At 68.3% G+C, this 18,333-nt stretch carries 18 protein-coding genes and 3 tRNA genes; 10 read left to right on the forward strand and 11 right to left on the reverse strand.

Annotation, left to right across the window (positions count from 1 at the left end):
- Positions 1–193: 193 nt before the first annotated feature.
- Positions 194–712: an SSI family serine proteinase inhibitor gene (locus ACZ4QV_RS19705; RefSeq protein ID WP_361152826.1), complete on the reverse strand. Its 519-nt coding sequence runs from the start codon at positions 710–712 to the stop codon at positions 194–196.
- A 340-nt stretch (positions 713–1,052) separates the two neighbouring features.
- Here ACZ4QV_RS19705 and ACZ4QV_RS19710 point away from each other — a divergent pair.
- From ACZ4QV_RS19710 to ACZ4QV_RS19720, 3 genes are all read left to right on the forward strand, one after another.
- Positions 1,053–1,143, forward strand: a tRNA-Ser gene (locus tag ACZ4QV_RS19710).
- 441 nt (positions 1,144–1,584) lie between these two features.
- The gene (locus ACZ4QV_RS19715; protein ID WP_361581273.1) at positions 1,585–2,202 is read left to right on the forward strand and encodes an HD domain-containing protein; all 618 of its coding nucleotides are present in this window, start codon (positions 1,585–1,587) and stop codon (positions 2,200–2,202) included.
- A 133-nt stretch (positions 2,203–2,335) separates the two neighbouring features.
- Positions 2,336–2,408: transfer RNA gene (locus ACZ4QV_RS19720), tRNA-Arg, on the forward strand.
- A 100-nt stretch (positions 2,409–2,508) separates the two neighbouring features.
- Here ACZ4QV_RS19720 and ACZ4QV_RS19725 read toward each other — a convergent pair.
- The 6 genes from ACZ4QV_RS19725 to ACZ4QV_RS19750 form a co-directional block, all read right to left on the reverse strand.
- On the reverse strand, positions 2,509–3,786 hold the full coding sequence (locus ACZ4QV_RS19725; RefSeq protein ID WP_467763164.1) for a site-specific integrase: 1,278 nt from the start codon (positions 3,784–3,786) through the stop codon (positions 2,509–2,511).
- Positions 3,786–4,079, reverse strand: a complete 294-nt coding sequence (locus ACZ4QV_RS19730) for a helix-turn-helix domain-containing protein (RefSeq protein ID WP_467763165.1) — start codon at positions 4,077–4,079, stop codon at positions 3,786–3,788. Before ACZ4QV_RS19730 ends, ACZ4QV_RS19725 begins: the two co-directional genes overlap by 1 nt.
- The gene (locus tag ACZ4QV_RS19735; protein WP_467763166.1) at positions 3,965–5,416 is read right to left on the reverse strand and encodes a replication initiator; all 1,452 of its coding nucleotides are present in this window, start codon (positions 5,414–5,416) and stop codon (positions 3,965–3,967) included. The genes ACZ4QV_RS19730 and ACZ4QV_RS19735 overlap by 115 nt, the downstream gene beginning before the upstream one ends.
- A gap of 133 nt (positions 5,417–5,549) precedes the next feature.
- A complete protein-coding gene (locus tag ACZ4QV_RS19740; protein ID WP_467763167.1) occupies positions 5,550–6,293 on the reverse strand; it encodes a DUF2637 domain-containing protein in 744 nt (247 codons plus the stop codon).
- A 54-nt stretch (positions 6,294–6,347) separates the two neighbouring features.
- The gene (locus ACZ4QV_RS19745) at positions 6,348–7,760 is read right to left on the reverse strand and encodes an FtsK/SpoIIIE domain-containing protein (RefSeq protein WP_467763168.1); all 1,413 of its coding nucleotides are present in this window, start codon (positions 7,758–7,760) and stop codon (positions 6,348–6,350) included.
- Between the two features lie 196 nt (positions 7,761–7,956).
- Positions 7,957–8,319, reverse strand: coding sequence for an SCO3933 family regulatory protein (locus ACZ4QV_RS19750; RefSeq protein WP_467763169.1), 363 nt, complete (start codon positions 8,317–8,319; stop codon positions 7,957–7,959).
- Between the two features lie 166 nt (positions 8,320–8,485).
- On the opposite strand from ACZ4QV_RS19750, the gene ACZ4QV_RS19755 reads away from it, so the two are divergent.
- Positions 8,486–8,929, forward strand: coding sequence for a GntR family transcriptional regulator (locus ACZ4QV_RS19755; protein ID WP_467763170.1), 444 nt, complete (start codon positions 8,486–8,488; stop codon positions 8,927–8,929).
- Here ACZ4QV_RS19755 and ACZ4QV_RS19760 read toward each other — a convergent pair.
- Together ACZ4QV_RS19760 and ACZ4QV_RS19765 are read right to left on the reverse strand one after the other, a co-directional pair.
- Positions 8,926–9,132, reverse strand: coding sequence for a hypothetical protein (locus tag ACZ4QV_RS19760; RefSeq protein ID WP_467763171.1), 207 nt, complete (start codon positions 9,130–9,132; stop codon positions 8,926–8,928). The two genes, ACZ4QV_RS19755 and ACZ4QV_RS19760, sit on opposite strands and share 4 nt — an antisense overlap.
- A gap of 2,424 nt (positions 9,133–11,556) precedes the next feature.
- Positions 11,557–11,928, reverse strand: a complete 372-nt coding sequence (locus ACZ4QV_RS19765; protein WP_467763172.1) for a hypothetical protein — start codon at positions 11,926–11,928, stop codon at positions 11,557–11,559.
- A gap of 198 nt (positions 11,929–12,126) precedes the next feature.
- On the opposite strand from ACZ4QV_RS19765, the gene ACZ4QV_RS19770 reads away from it, so the two are divergent.
- The 3 genes from ACZ4QV_RS19770 to ACZ4QV_RS19780 all read left to right on the forward strand — a co-directional run bounded on the left by ACZ4QV_RS19770 (position 12,127) and on the right by ACZ4QV_RS19780 (position 13,778).
- Positions 12,127–12,861 carry a helix-turn-helix domain-containing protein gene (locus tag ACZ4QV_RS19770; protein WP_467763173.1) on the forward strand — a complete coding sequence of 245 codons (735 nt, stop codon included), beginning with the start codon at positions 12,127–12,129 and terminating at the stop codon, positions 12,859–12,861.
- 11 nt (positions 12,862–12,872) lie between these two features.
- Entirely contained in the window at positions 12,873–13,343 is a 471-nt protein-coding gene (locus tag ACZ4QV_RS19775) for an NUDIX domain-containing protein (protein WP_467763186.1), read from the forward strand.
- Between the two features lie 361 nt (positions 13,344–13,704).
- Positions 13,705–13,778 (forward strand) — tRNA-Met (locus ACZ4QV_RS19780).
- 64 nt (positions 13,779–13,842) lie between these two features.
- Here the strand turns inward: ACZ4QV_RS19780 and ACZ4QV_RS19785 are convergent.
- Positions 13,843–14,622, reverse strand: a complete 780-nt coding sequence (locus ACZ4QV_RS19785; RefSeq protein ID WP_361152821.1) for an NAD(P)H-dependent oxidoreductase — start codon at positions 14,620–14,622, stop codon at positions 13,843–13,845.
- Positions 14,623–14,701: 79 nt separating this feature from the next.
- Here ACZ4QV_RS19785 and ACZ4QV_RS19790 point away from each other — a divergent pair, with 79 nt between their 5' ends.
- From ACZ4QV_RS19790 to ACZ4QV_RS19800, 3 genes are read left to right on the forward strand one after another with little or no spacing between them, the layout of a single operon-like run.
- The gene (locus ACZ4QV_RS19790) at positions 14,702–15,736 is read left to right on the forward strand and encodes a GlxA family transcriptional regulator (protein ID WP_361152818.1); all 1,035 of its coding nucleotides are present in this window, start codon (positions 14,702–14,704) and stop codon (positions 15,734–15,736) included.
- Complete coding sequence (locus ACZ4QV_RS19795) at positions 15,733–16,683, forward strand: DUF2797 domain-containing protein (protein WP_361580607.1); 951 nt, start codon at positions 15,733–15,735, stop codon at positions 16,681–16,683. The genes ACZ4QV_RS19790 and ACZ4QV_RS19795 overlap by 4 nt, the downstream gene beginning before the upstream one ends.
- A 37-nt stretch (positions 16,684–16,720) precedes the next feature.
- The gene (locus ACZ4QV_RS19800; protein ID WP_361581270.1) at positions 16,721–17,605 is read left to right on the forward strand and encodes an amidohydrolase family protein; all 885 of its coding nucleotides are present in this window, start codon (positions 16,721–16,723) and stop codon (positions 17,603–17,605) included.
- Here ACZ4QV_RS19800 and ACZ4QV_RS19805 read toward each other — a convergent pair.
- On the reverse strand, positions 17,572–18,141 hold the full coding sequence (locus ACZ4QV_RS19805) for an NADPH-dependent FMN reductase (RefSeq protein WP_361152813.1): 570 nt from the start codon (positions 18,139–18,141) through the stop codon (positions 17,572–17,574). The genes ACZ4QV_RS19800 and ACZ4QV_RS19805 overlap by 34 nt on opposite strands.
- Positions 18,142–18,333 lie beyond the last annotated feature (192 nt).

Below are 18,333 nucleotides of genomic sequence, written 5' to 3' on the forward strand. Positions count from 1 at the left end.
GACGACGCTTCCTCCCTGCAGTTACCGCACCTTGCCGAGCCCGCCGCCACGTCCGCCGCGGGTCACTGGAAGGGAGTCTACGGGCACCGGATGGGGACGCGGAGACGGATGACGAGGAGGTAATGCCACGGGATTGTGCGACTCGTCGCACGCCCGACATGTGCCCCGCGTCCTGAACTGGCCCGCTTCTACGTCACGAAGCGACCGAGGGCAGCACCGGCACGAATCGGTTCCAGCGGCTGATCTCACATCCGTCGGCCCGGCTGAACTGGGCGTTGACCGGGCGTCCCGCCCACGTGCCGGTGATCCGCGCGGTGGCCGGTCCCCCGTACTGCATCGTGCACTTGCTGCCCTTCGGCACGCCCGCGAACAGGTCCTTGCCCCACCGCGACAGGCTGTCGAGCTTGGCGCAGGCGCCGCGCGCGTCGGTGTGGGTGCCGCGCGCCGGGTGGCAGTACAGCTCGTACGTACCGTTCGTGGCCGCCTTGCCGGAGTCGCTGACCGTGATCGTGAGGTGGTCGGAGGAGCGCGACAGGAGCGGGAGGGGCGCGGTGGCGGAGGGGGAGCCGACGGAGAGGTCGGCTGGGGTGGCAGGGGATGCGGGCGCGGCCGGGGCCGAAGCGGCGACCGGGGCCGTCAGAGCGAGGGTGGCGAGGGCGGCAGCGGTGGTCGTGGCAGCCGTGGCGAAGCGGGACAGCCGGTGGAACGGCATCGCGTACTCCAGAAGGTGCGAGGTACCGGGGCGGGACACGAGGTGCGAGGCGCAGGCGCGAGGTACGGGGGCAGGGCCACCGCTGCCGCCCTCACATCTCCGCAGCGTTTAACGCGCCGACGGGCCCGACGTTGCGCGCGGCTCGCCGCCCGCCGCGATGTTTGAACCCCGTTCGATTCGCGGGGCACTGATTCATGTGGAACGCCCTCGAACCACCCCGTAAAGGCCTTTGCCGGGCGGCCCGTCTGCCGAGTACCGTGGGGGTCGATTGGTGACAGCCCGCCGAGCTGTGCCATCATCTGGTCACGCCACATCGTGCTTGCGCGCGGTCGGGGTGTGTGGAGGCGTCGCCTAGTCCGGTCTATGGCGCCGCACTGCTAATGCGGTTTGGGTCTTAAAGCCCATCGAGGGTTCAAATCCCTCCGCCTCCGCTCGTTTCGTTCAGGCCCCGGTCACTCCGACCGGGGCCTGAACGCTTTTCTCCCCGGAAACAGCGCACGCCCACCACACGGGTCCCTCCGGTCCCCCTCCCGCGGGACCCTCCCGGCCCACCCTCGCCACACGTGACCTCCTCGGGCCGTCCCTCCCCACATAGGACCTCCCCGGCCCTTCCCTCACCACACGGGACCTCACCGGCCCCTCTCTCCGGCACCCCTCCCGCCCTCTCGCCACATGGGACCTCCCCGGCCCCTCCCCACCTGGCCGGAACGCTCCGGACGCGCAGCACGCTCCCGAGCGACCCTGTCCCCGTGACGCCCGAGCCCCGCCCTGAGCCGTGCCCCTCTCCCCCTCCCCCTCCTCCGTCCCCAGACCCCACCGCAACCCGCCGCTCCACCCACACAGCCCACACCACCCACACCCACGTCGCCGGCATCCCCTTCCCGGACTCCGCCCTGGCCGGAGAAGCCACCGAGCTGATCCGGAACACCACCGACGAGCTGATCTACCACCACTCCCGCCGGGTCTACCTCTTCGGCGCCCGGCACGGCCGCGAGCACAACCTGCCCTTCGACGCGGAAATCCTCTACATCGCCGCCCTCTTCCACGGCCTCGGCCTGACCGACCGGTTCCACGGCTCCCGGCAGCGCTTCGAACTGGACGGCGCCGACGAGGCCCGCCGCTTCCTGACTGCCCGCGGCGCCCCACCGGCCCGCACCCGCCTCACCTGGGAAGCCGTCGCCCTGCACACCACACCGGAGATCCCCCACCGCATGGCCCCGGAGATCGCTCTCCTCGCGGCCGGCTACGAACTCGACGTCCTCGGCATCGGCTACGACACCCTCCCGCCGGACACCCGCGAAGAGATCCTCACGGCCCACCCCCGCCCCGGCTTCAAGCGCCACATCCTCCGCGCCTACCACCGGGCCCTCGCCCACCGCCCGGAAACCGCCCGAGGCACCCCCCAGGCCGACGTCCTGACCCACCTCGATCCGGACCACACCCGTCCGGACTTCGTACGGATCCTCGAAGACTCCGCCTGGCCCGAGTAGCCCCCACCGCCCCACCTCCACCACGTTTCCGCAGGTCAGGGAGGGTGCCGTGATCGGATTTCGCCTCCCGGCGAGGTTCGTGTAATGTTCTTTCTGCAACGCCGACCGGCAAGAAAAACCGCCGGAAAGCCAAGCGCTCGTAGCTTAACGGATAGAGCATCTGACTACGGATCAGAAGGTTGCAGGTTCGAATCCTGCCGAGCGCACAGCAGGTCAGAGGCCCTGTCGAGTAATCGACAGGGCCTCTCGCTATGGGGTTGACGGCGGTCGTTGACGGCAACGCCTCCGGGGAAGCGGGCCAAACGTTTATGCGGCGGTCTCCGGCCCGTCGTCCTCATCCGAGTGACTGCCGTCACCCTCGTCCGCACGCAGGGCGTCACCGACGCGGCCGAAGGCCGTGCGCTGGGAGTCGAGCCGTACGAACGTGTAGATGTCCATGGTCACGCGGATGGAGCTGTGGCCCAGGACTTCCATGATCATGCGGGCATCGGCGCCCTGCTCGTGCAGCAGCGAGGCGCAGGTGTGCCGCAGGTCGTGAAAGCGCACCTTGCGGACGCCGGCCGCCGTGCACAGCGTCTCGAAGGAGCGGTTCAGGTTGCGCGGCTCGATGGGGGTGCCGTTGCGCGTGGTGAAGACCAGACCATGATCCGCTCCCTTCCACTTCTCACCGGCCGCCAGCTTGTCCGCTGTCTGCTGGGCGCGCTGTGCACGCAGGGCCGTGATGCACTCAGGGGGAAGGGCGACCCGCCGGGCCGAGCGCTGCGTCTTGGGAGCGACGAACAGCAGCTCACCCCCAACGCGCTGGAGAGCCTGCCGCACGGTGACGACACCCTCGCACAGGTCCACGTCGGACCACCGCAGCCCCAGCAGTTCGCCGCGCCGCAGGCCGATGCGCACCGCCAGTTCGTAGGCGGCCCACAGGCGGTTTTCCCGTGCTGCCGTCAGCAGCTTCCGTCCTTCCTGCGTGGTCAGCGGCTCAATCTCACGCTTTGTACCCATGCTCAGCTCCACATTCTTCGCCACATTGCGCGGCAACTCGTCTTCACGTACCGCGTGCTGGAGAGCTGCACGAAGCAGCACCAGGAGAAAGCGCACCGTTCGATCGGAGGGGTATTTCTTGCAGCACTTACCTATGGCGCAACAGCGTCGCTTGTGTTCGGGACGGTTCTTGTCTTTGTTCTGGGCGCAGCACTGGCACGTGTTCGCTGTCTTGACCAGGAAAGCCCGGATATCGCGGGCGGTGAGCCGAGCGACTTTCTTTTTGCCGATCGCCGGGGCGATGTAGTTTCGCACCAGCGATTCGTAGTTCACGTAAGTGGTTTTCCTTACCTTGACGCGTGCCACGTGCGTAAGCCAGTAGGTCAGGTACTCACCCAGCGTCATCTTGTTGGTGGCGACCGGAAGGCCCGTCTGAGAGTCGGCCTTCAAGCGCGTCAGCTTGTCATGGGCCTCGTCCCAGGTGCTGCCGTACACGCTCCGGCGCCGGTACGTCCCGTCTGTGGCCAGTACGTAGGCTGTCCCCTCCCAGCGTCCATCTTTCCGCTTGTAGATGCTTCCTTCGCCATTGTTGTTCTTCTTGGCCATCAAGCGGCCTGCCTTTCAGTCTGTGATGCGATGTATTCGAGGAGGGCGGACTGACTGATGCGTCGGCACCGGCCAATGGTGAAAGAGGCCAGTTCTCCCGAACGGATCAGGTTGTAGACCATCCATCGACTGACATGGAGTTGGTTGGCCACTTGGTCAACTGTCAGCAGAGGGGCGCTCACGTCGTCTCCCTTTCCTCGTAGCGGAATCGCCGCTCTTGCTCGATTTCGTGGCGTGTCTGTGCGGCTAGGAGTTCTTCGCCGGGGCGGTAGCCGGAGGAGAGGTAAGCCCATTCCGAGACGACGAGCGTGGTGTCTTCCTCGGGCTGGTCGCATTCGGTGTCGGAGCGGGCCTGTTCAGTTCGCCAGGCTTTGCGTACGTCGCGGAGAGCGCCGAGGGTGGTGGAGTAACGCCGGGACTTGGTGGAGAAGTGGCCGCGGAAGCCGAGCATGTGAGCCCACTTCCAGAGCTTGAGATTGGCGAACTCCGGGAGGTGACCGAGAGCCCAGGCAGTCCGGATCATCTGCCGTACGTGCTGCTGGACGCGGAGGTCCGAGAGGGGTTCGGCCTGCCCGGTGCCTTCGCACTCGGGGCACAGGTCGCGGAAGCCGTCGGGGCCGCGCAGGTAGCCGCGTCCGGCGCAGGGGGCGCAGAGCAATGAGCGATCCACGGTGCCGGTGTCCTCGGCGCTCTTGGTGGCGTACTTGGCCACGTATCCGGCGACGGCCTTGTCCGTGAGTTCGCCGTCTCCCAGGGCGGTGATCTCGCGGACGTCGAGGCGGTCACCCCAGCGAATTTCGCGGTCTCCGGTGTGGTCGGAGGAGACCGTAAGAACGGCGTTATGGGCGGCATCGGCGATGGCGAGCTGCAAGGCATCGACCGTGGCCCAAGCGGGCGGGGGCTCGTTGCTACCTTCGGGCCCGTCGAAGCGGATCACGGCGTGGAAGTGGACCAGGCCGCGCTTTTGGTACTCGGCGACCTTGGCGAAGGAGATGCGCAGGGCAGTGTTCAGGGCCTTTTGCGTCATGCCGAGATGCGCGGCCAGGGCACGGCGCAGGTAGGTGGTGAAGCGTGCCCACAGGGGACCTGCGTGCGCGTTCCAGAGCACGGCGCCGGTGTAGTCGTAGGTGCTGGGGTGCAGGGGCGTGCCCAGTTCGGGGGCGTCATCGGCGTGGTGGGCGCCGCAGGCGCAGGGGCGAGGCGTGCCGTGGGCGGTGGTGGGGCGGTTGTGGACGGGGCCGAAGGAGGGGGCGGTGAGGGTGGCGAAGACGCGGGGGTGGGAGCGGACGGAGTCGGGGACGCTCTTGCCGCCGGAAAGGCCGGCCTTGATCAGGTGATAGGTGTCGGCGGCGTAGACGCGCGAGCAGGCGGGGCAGCGGGAGGCGCGGCGGTTGCCGCATGTGGTCAGCAGGCGACCGGTGGGTTCGTGGGCGGTGTTGTAGGAGCGCAGAACGGTGCGGCTGGCGGCGTCGAGGGTGGTGGTATGGCCGACGAGGTTGACGGGTCGGGTGCACCCGGCGACCTGGCGGACTTGTTCGGTGACGCGGTCGAAGTTGTCGAGGTGGGCCAGTTCGATGAGGTCCCGCACGGCGAGGCTCTTCACGTGGTGCAGGTCGAGCAGGCGGGGCATGGAAGGCGTGTCCTTTCCGCTGAGGGGAGATGCCCCGGGCAGCACGAGGCGGGTGTGGTGCTGCCCGGGGCATGGCGGACCGAGCCCGGTCGGGCGAGGGGAGAGGAGAGATGCCGGGAGGCCGGCAGGAAGGTCAGGCCGTCAGGGCCTGGTGAGCGGCAGTGGCCAGCGGGAGACCGACACCAAGCCGGGCCTTGAGCTGGGCGGCCGTGATGGGCGCGTTGTGCTCGGCCTGGTGGGAAGCGGCAATCTTGCGCGCTTCCTCAAGCAGCGGAGCGGGCACCGAGGCAGGAGCCGCGGGGGCCGGAGCCGGGGCCGGAGTGTGTACCGGGGTGGGCGCGGAAATCGGGTCCGGAGTTGGGGCGGGTGCCGGGGTCGGCTCGGACGCGGTGGCCGGAGTTGCGTCGGTCTCTTCCGGAGCCGCGGTCGTTGGGGCGGTTTCGGCCGGAGCGGCAGCGGGTTCGGCGGCCGGGGCGGCGACGGTGTGGAAGTGGCGCAGGAGCTGCGGGCCGACTGCTCCCCAGCCGAGGAGGAGCAGGGGTGCGACCGAGTCCACGGCGGCGCGGCCCCAGTGGTGAGCGAGGAGGGGTTCGGCGATGTTGAGGGCCAGGGTCAGCAGTCCGGACAGGTGCATCAGCCGGGAGGCGGAGCGCATCTGTTCGGCGGGGATGCCGCGTAGGGCGAGATAGCGCAGGGCGACGAGGAGCCCGACTACGGACAGATCGACCATGGGGGCGATCAGCGGAGCGACCGGGGCGGGGACGCCCAGGCGCAGGGCCAGGGCCCAGACGTTGCCGAAGGAGAAGACGAACGCCAGGGCGGCGATGACGGCCATGACCACAGTGACCGTGCGCTGAGTGATTCGGTCTTCAGCCATGAGGGTTCACCTCCTTCCAAGCGCGTAGGCGTGCAGGAACGTTTCTGCGAACGGTCAGGCCGCGTTGGCGGCGTTGTGATTCCCCTTGGCGAGCAGGCCCCGCTGCGGGGAGCTGCCGGAGAGCTGTGCGGTCAGCAGGTCGGCCGGGTCGCGGGTCAGGTGCGCGGACTCCATCGCGATGCGCGCGGCGTCGGCTTCGGTGACGAACGGCGTACGGATGCGGGTGAAGCCGGGACGGCCCTGGTGCTGCATCACCGCCACACCGACGTAGGCCGGGTCTTGGAGGTTGATCGGATTGGCATCCGGCCAGTCGCGGATCGCCTCGCCCAGCGCAGCCACGGAGGCTTCGGCCGTCTTCTGCGCGAAGGACAGGCCCACCGGGCACACGTCCCGGATGAACGTGGGGATGGCATCGCCGGTGGTCTTCTGGGTGGTCAGGATGGTCAAGATGCCGACGCTGCGGCCCATCTTGACCAGTTCTTCGACCAGCCGGGCGTTTTCCGCCGCCAGCGCGGCGAGCTTCTTGGTCGTGGGATCGCTGCCCTTGTGCTCCCGGAAGTAGGTGTGGGCCTCATCGATGATCAGCACCGTCAGCGGCCACATCGCGGAGGGCCCGACGTGCCACATGTTCTTGGTGTTCAGCACCTCTTTCAGCGACAGCATGCGTGCTTCACGCAGCCTCACCAGCCGCTTGAACAGTTCGTTCGCTTCCTCCAAGTCGTTGCCGACGAATGCGAAGAGCCGATCGGCCACATCGGCGTAGTCGCCCACCTGGGAGGAAGTGACCTTTCCGTCTGCCACGGCGATCTGAATCGCAGGCGAGGGCGCACAGTCGCAGATCAGCCGGTTGACCAATGAGGACTTGCCGAAGCCGGGAAGGCCGGCCACGGTGACGCCGGGCACTTCCGCCAGGTCCACGGCGATGCTCTGGGCGTACTCATCCAACCCCAGTACCCATGAGGTCAGCTTCTGCGGGGGCTCACCGGACGGGATGTGCTCGGTGGGAGTGATGAGCGGATCGACGCGCACGCCACGGAGTACCACCCGCCCCGGGCCGTCGGGCATGACCGAGACCCGTTCACAACCCCAGGCGTCCGCCAGGTAGCGGGCAGCCTTCTGGAATTCCTCCAGGCCCACTTTGGGCAGGCAGTTGGCCTGCACCACGACCCCGTACGGGTCCGGCTTGACCTTCAACGTCGGGGTAAGGATGCGCGGCTGGAGAGGCTTGTTGCCGGTATTGGCTACCGAGGCGAACGCCGTCGGCGTCTTGTCCGTGACTGACAGGCCGCACATCCGTGCCAAGCGCTTCCAACCGCGCCGCACCCGTATCGCCTGACGGATGCTGGCCCGCATCGTCCGGTCCGCCGCGATATACCGGCCCAGCCACACCGAGGCCATTACCACCAACACGGCTACCCCGAACACCGCCGCTGCCATGGCGTACGAACCGAGTTCTTGCAAAGACATGCCTACCGCCGCTCACCGTAGAGAAGGGCCCACAAGGCCATATCGAGTTCGCCCCAGTCGAAGACGTTGGTGACCGCAGGGAAGCCGTGGGCGACCAACACGGCCGCCACGTCATGCGTCACCTGTGCACTGAACCGGGGGTCAGGGGTGGCGGCTGGGACCGGATAGGCCCGATCCCAGCCCGCAACGATGTCCCTCACTCGCCCGGCTCCCCGCCAACCGGGGCGTCGATGACCAGCTCACTAGCGCGGTAGGCCACACCCGAGGCCACCTGGCCGTTGAACAGGTTCGCCCACGGGATCGCCATCAGGTTCACCGCCTTGACCGGCATACCGGGCTTGAGGCCGTTGGGCAGGCCCGGCTGCGGCACGGTGACCTTCAGCGCCTCAGCGCGCTCGCCTTCCATCAGGAAGATCATCACCGTGGACAGCGGCGCACTGGTCTCCCGGTCCAGGGCGCGCTCTCCCTTCTCCTGGTCCGCCCACTTCGCCACGGGCAGGGCGCCCACCATGAGCAGGGTCTCGTCCGTCAGACCGACGCGGATGCTCGTACGAGCCATGTGCAACTTCCCTTCGTACGGCACCGCCGTGTGCGGTGCGCCGTACATCCATTTACACATAGCCCAGCTAGCTGAGTCAAGTCTGATATCCGGGATTGCCTAGCTAGGTGGGTGCTGCGAGGGCGTTTCCTGGGTTAGCAGGGCTATCGCGGGCTACCCTGAAGGCATGACGTCCCCGAGCCAGCACGACCCGCGCCCGCCCTATCAGCAGGCTGCGGAGGCCATCCGGCGCGACATTGAAACGGGCAAGCTCAAGCCCGGCGAGCAGCTGCCTTCGCATACCAAGCTGCAAGAGAGGTTCAACATCGCGAACATGACGGCGCGCTCCGCGCTGCGAGTGCTGCGCGAAGAGGGGCTGATCTACACCGTGCAGGGGCGCGGAAGCTACGTGGCCGACAGGCCCGGCGGGCGCGGTAGCGGCACCGAGGCGACCGGAGCAGGCGAGCACGCAGCGAAGAAGACGGTGACGGACTCGGAGGAAGGCCAACCCACCGAGTCCGTCACCGAAGCACTCCACGCGGTCCGTGACCAGCTCCGCGTACTGAACGCGGAATTCCAGGACCTGCGCAAGGAAGTGGACGCGCTGAAAGCGAAGCGAAGGCAGTCCTAGGCCGGCGCCTGGCCCTTGCGCAGCTCTGCCACGTCTTCCCGTACAGCCCGCATCTCGTTACCCACGCGTGTCGCCATCGCGCCCAGTTCCCGGATCAGAGCGAGCAGGTCTGCGTCCTGTCCGGCTGCCGAGAGCTTCGGTTCGTTCCCGTTCATCGTGCGCGTCCCCGCCTCGTACGTCATTTCCTCTTCCATCTCGGCCATCGCTCCCACGCCTACCGCCTGCTCACCGCACCGGGCCTTTGGGACAGCGGAAGCGGCACGACCGTCCCGCCGAGCACCGAGTAGCTGTGCTCCGTGCGGCATCGCTCGGCATCAGCGTGCGCCTTAAATGCGATGGGCATGGCAGCACTTCCCGTCGTGCGGCCTGTGCCGCTCCAGACGCCCACCCCCGCAGAAGAGATCTCCCACTCGCATCCCGCCTGACGCAACGTTTCTCCGACTGCTGCCGCATACACAGCCCCTTCCACGTCCCGAGCCGCACTCCGGCCCTTCTCTGACAAGCACATCACCGTTGTCGGACAGCCCCTTAAAAGAGCCCCCGCGATCGACCCCCGCTGCCGATTCGCGGCAGAGCCGGGCTATTTACCTGTCTAGGGGCCGGGGAAGCGGCTGCCGTGTGACCATGCGGGGCACCTTTCTTTCGGGGGCGTGCAACCGAAGCGGTATCCATGGTCCGAGCAATTGCCGGTTTCCCTAACCGGCGATCTCGTGGTATAAGCCCCCTCCCGTCGCCTAGAGCAAGAAGCCAGGCGATGGCAGATGTGGCCCGCGGCGCCCTCGTGTGACGTACAGCTCGGTGCAAAGTCCGCCCCTCCGGTAGTCGATGAACATCACTGGGGCCATCAAGTCATGGGAAGCGGGCACCTCCTGTGGGCGACGTTTCGGCGGACATAAGGGGAACCCAGAAGCGGGCGGATTGGGCACAAACCCCATGCGGCACCAGGCAAGTCAGACCTACGCGCAAGCCCGGACCGCACCCGCTCGAAATCGGTATGCAGGAACTCTCGCGCAAAGTGCCTGTGGATAAGTTTTGGCACCCAGTGGGACGAACTACCGCGAACCTATGCGACTCTGGCCGATGGGGTGTGAGTGACATGGATGAGGAGGCAACGGGGACACGCTCCGCGGCAGCAGCCAGAGCGGAGCAGCAGCCGAGCTGTTCAAAGTTTCTTTACTGGATCAAGGCGGCCCGCTACGCGGGCCGCGCGCGCGGGCGGCCCGTGGCCGCCAACGCTCCTGTCTACCGCCCCGCTTATGGCGGCCCCCCGCCGCTCAGCGCGCAAGGACGAGTAGCTGGCCGACAAGGCCCAGGAAGCAACCCGCCCAGCCCGGAGCGGCACCACCAGGCCAGCACCACGACAGCGAATCCCCGCAGCCACCACGACCAGGCGCACGCCCCCGGCAGCCAGGACAGGCCGATTCCGCGGTGACGCCACACGACCCACAGCCCAACCAAAAGCAGGGCAGCGTGGTACAGGCCGGAGGGGGCTCAGGTGACACACGTGACGGGTGCTCGCCACGCTGCGGGAATATCGTGGCTGACTTTCGGTGGCTAAGGTCCTTCCAGCGCAGCCACTAGCGTCCGCCGTCTCAACCAGCCGAAACAGTTCGACCACTCCTCTTTGTAGCCCGGATTCGTGCAGGGCTGGCCGAACGCGCGCACGACAACAGCCCCCGGTACCATCGGCACCAGGGTTCTGAACAGGAACTCTCCGACCGGACCGCCCCGCGTGCTGCCAGGCTCAGGGGTGGTCCGGTCTCTTGGTTACTGGCCGGCCTTTCCGGCGAGGCGGATCAGCGCGTAGGGCCACCGCCGACAATGCGGACGTTCCGCAGTTCGCGGTACAGGCGCGAAGCAAGCAACGCGCCTAGCCCCGGGTCGCCCATAGGCAAAAGAGCGTCCCGTTCGTGGGCCGACCAGCCGTCGGCGGTCAAGGTGTAGGGCGTACCGGAGAACCCCCACAAGCGAGGCGTCCTTACCCTTAGAACAACGAACTCCGTACGCGCGAGATGAGGACACTCGGCCATGGAGACGCGAGCATGGGGCTCGCACAGCGGGGGCATACCCGTCAACGCCCCCTCCGGCCATGTCGGAGGGTCGTAGGGCATTCGCCAGTCGAGGAACAGCCAGCCATCTTCGTTCCTCGACGCTGGCTCCCCGCAAACCTGGCACTTCATCGAATACATGGCGATGTACTGCCGGCCCGCGTGCATACTGTCGAAGATGGGGCGGCCAACACCAGGAGCTTGTTCCACCCGCCCCCACAGCACTCCATCACTGCCCGCACGGTCCTCCGGCCGCTCGATTCTGTAGCCGAGCCTCGGCCCGCGCCGCCCGAAGCGAATCACCAAGTCGCTTTCGTGACCGAGGCGTTCACCAGTCCACAAAGCGACATAGGGCACCATGGACGGTTTGTGCATACGGCACTCAGTCACTCGCGCCCTCCTGGTCGCCGACGACGGTAGAGGGCTCCGAGGCGTTATCCGTGCGAGCGACTGACGCCGGCGCGCTGTGCGCATCCACCGCACTCCCGACGATGAGAACGGGCGGCAGCAGGCCCAGTAGGCCCAGCACCGCGACGGCCAGGCCGGGGCGCGATGGAGTCTCCCGAACATGACGGCCGCTCACCGCGCACCCCCATCGCCGACCATCGCGCTCAAGGGGGCCCAGGTGAAAACTAGCTTTGCGCCATGGCGCTTGAGGTGGTCCAACTCTGGTGCGCGCAGGGGCAACGATGGTGACAAGGCATTGGGCCACCGCGTGAGGACCACATCAGCCTCACGCCGAGAGGCCATTTCCCGCACCCTCACCCAGCCGGGGCGCTTCTGAGGCTCCGGCTCCCCAAAGGTGTCGATGATCTCGGCGACGATCCGCAAGCGAAGCCTTTCGGCAACGCTGTGGCCTTCCTCAATCGCCCGCTGTTCAGCCAGGCCCGCAACCTCGCTGCAGCGCGTCGCGCAGATGTAGAGCACTGCCGAGGCCCCGGTGCCGGTCATCGTGAACCTCCCAAGCTGGAGGCGAAGAGACCGTGTGATGCACCGGGCCTGCATGGATGAACTGACCGCCCAATAGCCATGGAGTCAGCTTTGGTCCAGTCGCTGGGACGTTGGAACAACCGCCAAACCCCACTTCGGGACGTCCCGCGTCGGGTAGAACGTCCCTAGTGCCGTCCCCAGATGCAGGGAGAGACTGAGATGCCCAACGAGAGGCTACGTGCCGTCATGGCAGAGGGTGGCTGGACGTACGTCACCCTCGCGGACAAGGTCGAAGTCGATCCCAAGTCCGTTGAGCGATGGGTCAACCTGGGACGTACGCCGCGTCGAGCCACAGCCATGTTGGCAGCAGAGACGCTAGGAGAAGACGTGCACGCTCTATGGCCGGCCCTTCGCCAGGCACGCCCCGCCCGTGCGGTGAGCCCGGAACTCGTGGCGCTCTACGAGCAGCGGGCAGACATCCCTGTATCCGCCTTCGTGGACATGCTGGCCCAGGCCCACCGACAGATCGACGTTCTGGTGTACGCCGCTGTCTTCCTGCACGAGGCATACCCCCGACTCAACGATCTCTTGCGAGAGCGAGCGAACGCAGGCTGCGTGGTTCGAATCGCGGTCGGCGACGCGGACAGCGTCAACGTTCGGCAGCGTGGCGAGGAAGAGAAGTTTGGTCACGGGATCGAGTCCCGATGTCAGCTGGCCCTCATGCACTACCGCCCTCTCGTCGGGGTACCTGGCATCGAGGTGCGGACCCATGCCACCACGCTCTACAACTCGATCTACCGCGCGGATGACCAGGCAATGGTCAACGCTCACGTCTGGGGCGTGAACGCCTACGGTGCTCCGGTATGGCACCTACGGAGAAGCGGTGACGGCGGCATGTTCGACACCTACGCCAGCAGCTTCGACGCAGTATGGGCGACCGCCACACCAGTATGAGAGGGATGACCTTGGCGAGGACCGAGTACTACGATGACCCGAACGCCCCCAAGCCCAACAGCTTGGTGGTCGCGGCATCAGCCGTGGTCGTCAACGACGAGGGAAGCATCCTCCTCCAACGCCGACGTGACAACGACCTCTGGGCGCTGCCCGGAGGAGGTATGGAGATGGACGATTCGCTGCCGGGTACAGCCGTCCGGGAGGTAAAGGAGGAGACAGGGCTGGATGTGGAGATCACCGGGCTCGTGGGCACATACACCGACCCGCGCCACGTCATCGCGTACTCCGACGGGGAAGTGCGTCGGCAGTTCAACGTCTGCTTCACTGCCCGGCTGGTTGGGGGTGCACTCGCGATATCGGACGAGTCCACGGAGCTGCGGTTCGTTCGGCCAGAGGACATCGAGCAGCTGCCCATGCACCACACACAGCGCCTCCGGCTCCGACACTTCTTGGAGCACCGAGACGAGCCCTACCTCGGGTGATGCGGCGGTCAGCGCCACCAGATGTTGACGGCAACCGTGACGGCAACGGTGACACACACAGCCTGCCGATCACTGCCGGAGGCGTACGGACCGACTGGCCCAGCGGCCCCACTGCCGAGTCTTGCCCAAAGCTACGGATCAGAAGGTTGCAGGTTCGAATCCTGCCGAGCGCACAGCAGGTCAAAGCCCCCGCCGGGTTCTCCGGACGGGGGCTTTGTCGTGTCGTACGGCAGTGAAGGCCCGCGGTTGCAGTAATCCGTCGGTGTGGAGTCCTGCCCGCCCCCGTTTTTGGCCCGGTGGGCAGGGGGTGGGGGAACGATTTCCCTTTGGGGTGGGTGTGGCGTAGAGTCTGACGAACCGACGCGGGGTGGAGCAGCTCGGTAGCTCGCTGGGCTCATAACCCAGAGGTCGCAGGTTCAAATCCTGTCCCCGCTACTGCGAAGACCGGTCCGGCACGGAAACGTGCCGGGCCGGTCTTTTTTGCGTGGGCGCGCTCGGGTTACGGGGCGTCCGTGTAGTGCAGGGCCGGGCCGGTGGTGTGTGGGGCGAGGTCCGGGTGGAGGGCGAGGGTTTCCGGGTCGTAGTCGGGGGAGTTCTGGCGGCGGAAGGGGAGGGGCGGGGTCGAGGGCAGGTCCAGGAGGCGGGTGCGGAGGTGGGCGGCGATGTCCTCGTACGTGGTGGGGGACGTCCGGTTCGCCGAGGGGACGAGGAACGGTGGGGCCACGCTCATGCCCGTGTACCAGAAGGTGCCGTGGTGGAGGGGGAAGAGCAGGTCGTCGAGGTCACCGTTGACGCCGCGGGGGCCGATCGAGGAGGGGCGGGCGCCGGCGGTGACGACGGTCATGGCGCGCTTGCCGGTCAGCGGGCCGTCGCCGTAGCGGAGTGTCCGGCCGGTGGCGGGGTCGTTGATGCCGTACGCGAAGCCCCTGACGAAGACGCGGTCGAACCAGCCCTTGAGGATCGCGGGCATTCCGAACCACCAGAGGGGGAACTGGACGACGAGGGTGTCGGCCCAGGTGACCTTCTCCTGTTCGGCGCGGATGTCGGGGCTCAAGGTGCCGCTGGTGTAGGCGTGATGCGCGGCGCTGCTGATGTGGAGACGTTCCGTGGGGGAGTGGTCGAAGTCGTCGGCGCCGACGACCGGGTTCCACTTCATGGCGTAGAGGTCGGAGAGCTGGACCTCGTGGCCGTGGTCGCGCAGGGTGCGGATGCCTTCGGTCTTGAGGGAGCCGTTGAGGGAACGTTCCTCGGGGTGGGCTGCCAGCCATAGGACCTTCATGGGGGCTCCAAGGGAAGGGGGTGTTTTTTGGGGGTGGATCGATCTTCTGGTGGGGCGTGGGGGCCGGGCGAGTGGCCGGATGGCCAAGGTGTGTGAGGATCGGGCCATGGGTGTCTTCGCGGAGGACGGGCGGCATCGGGTCGCCGTACTGGTGCGACACGGCCTGCTGCCGATGGAGCTGGGAATCGTGCACCGGATCTTCGGGCAGGCCGAGACGGCCGACGGCCGGCGGTTGTACGAGGTGGTGACGTGTGCGCCGGAGCCGGGGGAACTCCGTACCGACGTGGATTTCACGGTCAATGTGCGGCACGGGCCCGAAGCCCTCGCGGAAGCGGACACGATCGTGGTGCCGGCCTCGCAGCAGGATTACGGGACGGACGAGGGGTGTCTGAGCGAGGCGGTGGCGCGGGCGGTGGCGCGCTTCCGTCCAAATGCGCGGGTGGCGTCGATCTGCACGGGGTCGTTCGTGCTGGCGGCGGCCGGCCTGCTGGAGGGGCGGCGGGCGACGACGCACTGGCGGTCGGCGGAGCAGTTCCGGCGGCTGTTCCCGGATATCGAGCTGGACGCGGATGTTCTGTACACGGATGAGGGGCGTGTGCTCACGGCGGCGGGTGTCGCTTCCGGGATTGACCTGTGCCTGCACATGATCAGGTGCGATCACGGAGCGGCGGTGGCCAATGAGGTGGCCCGCCGTACGGTCGTGCCGCCGCACCGGGAGGGCGGGCAGGCCCAGTTCATCCGCCGACCGGTCCCCGAACCGCAGTACTCCTCCACGGCCGCGGCCCGGGCCTGGGCGCTGGAGCACCTGGACCGGCCGGTGACCCTGCGGGAACTGGCGTCGTGCCAGGCCATGAGCGTACGGACCTTCACCCGGCGGTTCCGGGAGGAGGTCGGGGTCTCGCCGTTGCAGTGGCTGACGCAGCAGCGTGTCGAGCGGGCGCGGCAGTTGCTGGAGGAGACGGAATTGACCGTGGACCGGGTGGCGTCGGACGCCGGGTTCGGTACGGCGGCCTCGCTGCGGCAGCATCTCCAGGCTGCGATCGGCGTGTCGCCGAGTGCGTATCGCAGCACTTATCGGGGGGACGGTGGGGTGGAGGCGGGTGTCGGTACGTGAGTGAGGCGGCGGCGGGTGGCTGGTGGTGCACGGGGCCGAGTTGGGACGGGGACGAGCCGGGGCTTGGTTGGTGTGCCCCAGAGCGGGGTGTACGGCGGCGCAGCGCCCTGCCCGCCGGCAAGGCCCTGGCCTTCGCGGTGGTGGGTGAGCGGCGGTGCCTCGGGGTGCGGAGGGGCGCGCGGTGGACGGTCTGCCCGTACGGGGCGGTGATCGACGGCGGGCGCGCGCGGGACCAGTGCGCGGACTGTGCGCGGCTCGACCGTTCGCGGTCGGTGGCGGCGGACACGATGGCCGACGATCCGCGTACGTACGGCGTCTACCTGGCGTACTTCGGGCCGGGCCTGCTGAAGGTGGGGATCACGGCGGCCGAGCGCGGCGCGGCGCGCCTGGTGGAGCAGGGGGCGATCACGTACGCATGGCTGGGGTACGGGCCGCTGATGGCCGCGCGGCGGGCGGAGGCGCTGTTGGGCACCGCCCTGGACGTACGGGACCGGTTCGGCAAGACGGAGAAGCGGGTGGCGCGTACCGCGCTGCCGCCGGTGCCGGAGCGGGCTGCGGCGCTGGCCGGACTGCATGGCGCGGCGCGGGAGCTGGCGGGGTGGCCGGAGGCGCTGGAACCGGTCGCGTTCGCGTGGACGGACCATGCGGAGGTGTTCGGGCTGGATCGGATTCCGGCGGCGGGGGTCGGTGAGATCGCGGGATTGGCCGCGGGGGACGAGGTGGTGGGGACTGTGGTGGCCGGGGTGGGGGCTGATGTGTATGTGCGGGATGCCGGGGGAGCGGGAGGGGCCGGAGTGTTTGTGGTGGATGGGCGGTTGTTGGCGGGGTGGGAGTTGCGTGGTGCGGTGGATGGGTTGGGCGGGGGCAGAGTGACTACGGCGAAGGTGCGGGCGGCCGGGAAAGAAGAGGCGGGTGGTGTGGAAGGGGCGCAGGGGAGTTTGTTCTGAGGGGGGAGGGGCCGGGTGGGAGGGAGGGGGCGTGTGCATGGTGGTGGACGGTGATGAGCGGGTCGAGGCTTTCTGGCTGGGGCTGGGGCTGGTGCTGCCGGGGCTGATCGACGTGCACACGCACTTCATGCCGGAACGCGTGCCGGCCAAAGTGTGGGCGTACTTCGATGCGGTCGGGCCGCTGGTGGGGCGCGCGTGGCCGATCGCGTACCGCTACGAGGAGGCCGAACTGCTCGCCGTGCTGCGCGGCTTCGGAGTCCGCGCCTTCGCCTTGATGATCTCTCCGCACAAGCCGGGCACGGCCCAGTGGCTCAACGGCTGGGCGGCCGGCTTCGCGGCCCGTACGCCGGACTGTCTGCGGACCGCCACGTTCTTCCCGGAGGCCGGGGCCGAGGACTACGTACGGGCTGAACTGGGCGCCGGAGCGCGCGTGTCAACGGCACACGTGCAGGTGGGGGCGTACGGCCCCGGGGACGTGCGGCTCGACGTGGTGTGGGGGGCGCTCGCTGAGGCCGGGGCGCCGGTCGTCGTGCACTGTGGGTCCGGTCCCGCGCCGGGCAAGCACACCGGGCCGGAGCCGGTCGGGCGGCTGCTGGCCCGGCATCCTCGGCTGCGGCTGGTCGTCGCGCACATGGGGATGCCCGAGTACACCGATTTCCTCGGCATGGCCGAACGGTACGAGGGCGTGCACCTGGACACGACGATGGCGTTCACGGACTTCGCCGAGCGGGCCGCGCCCATCCCCCGCACGGAGCGGGGGCGGCTCGCGGACCTGGGCGGGCGGATCCTGTTCGGCAGCGACTTCCCCGACCTCCCGTACGGATACGCGCACGCGTTGGAGGTGCTGGCGCGGCTGGAGACGGGGGACGACTGGCTGCGCGGGGTCTGTCACGGGAACGCCCGGCGGCTGTTCGGGCTCTGAGCGGGGCGTACGGCCGCCTCGGTCAGCGCTGCCAGGGCTGTGCGGAGGTCCTGGAGGGTGGCGGGGTCGGTGACGGTTCCGGTGGCCGGGTCGGTCTTCGGGCCGATGGCTGCGAGGTCGCGGCAGGCGTCCGGGACCACGGCGGCGGACATCGTGCGCAGGGTTTCGCGCAACTGCTCGTGTGCGTACGCGGCGCCGGTCGGTGAGGGTGACGCGGTCAGTACCGCGGTCGGCTTGTCCAGGAGTTCCGCGCTGCTGACCAGCCAGTCGAGAGCGTTCTTGAGGACGCCGGGGACGCCATGGGCGTACTCCGGGCTGACGATCAGTACGGCGTCCGCGTCCGCCACGGCGCGGCGCAGGGCGGCCGCCGGGGCGGGCGGCGTGGCGCCCTCGGCGTCCTGGTCGGGCTGGAAGTGGGGAAGCGCGGCGAGGTCGGCGGTGGCTGACGTGGCGTCGGTGAGGGCGAGGGCGGACCGCAGGACGGCGCCGTTGCGGGAAGGGGTGCGCAGGCTGCCGTTGAGGGCGAGGATCTTCATGCGGTGACGGTACGGATTGACGTCGGGGTGAAGGGAAGGGGCGGGAGCCGGACGCCCCTGGGAGGGTAAATGCGCAGGTCAGGGCGATTGTCAGTGGTGGGTGCGATGCTGATTCCAGTGGTGACCGGCTGGACCGCGCGGGGGGCGGCCCAGTCCGGTTCCACCGCAACCGTGCTGTGGTGACGGGTGTTT

The organism is Streptomyces sp. NPDC026394, from assembly GCF_055567735.1.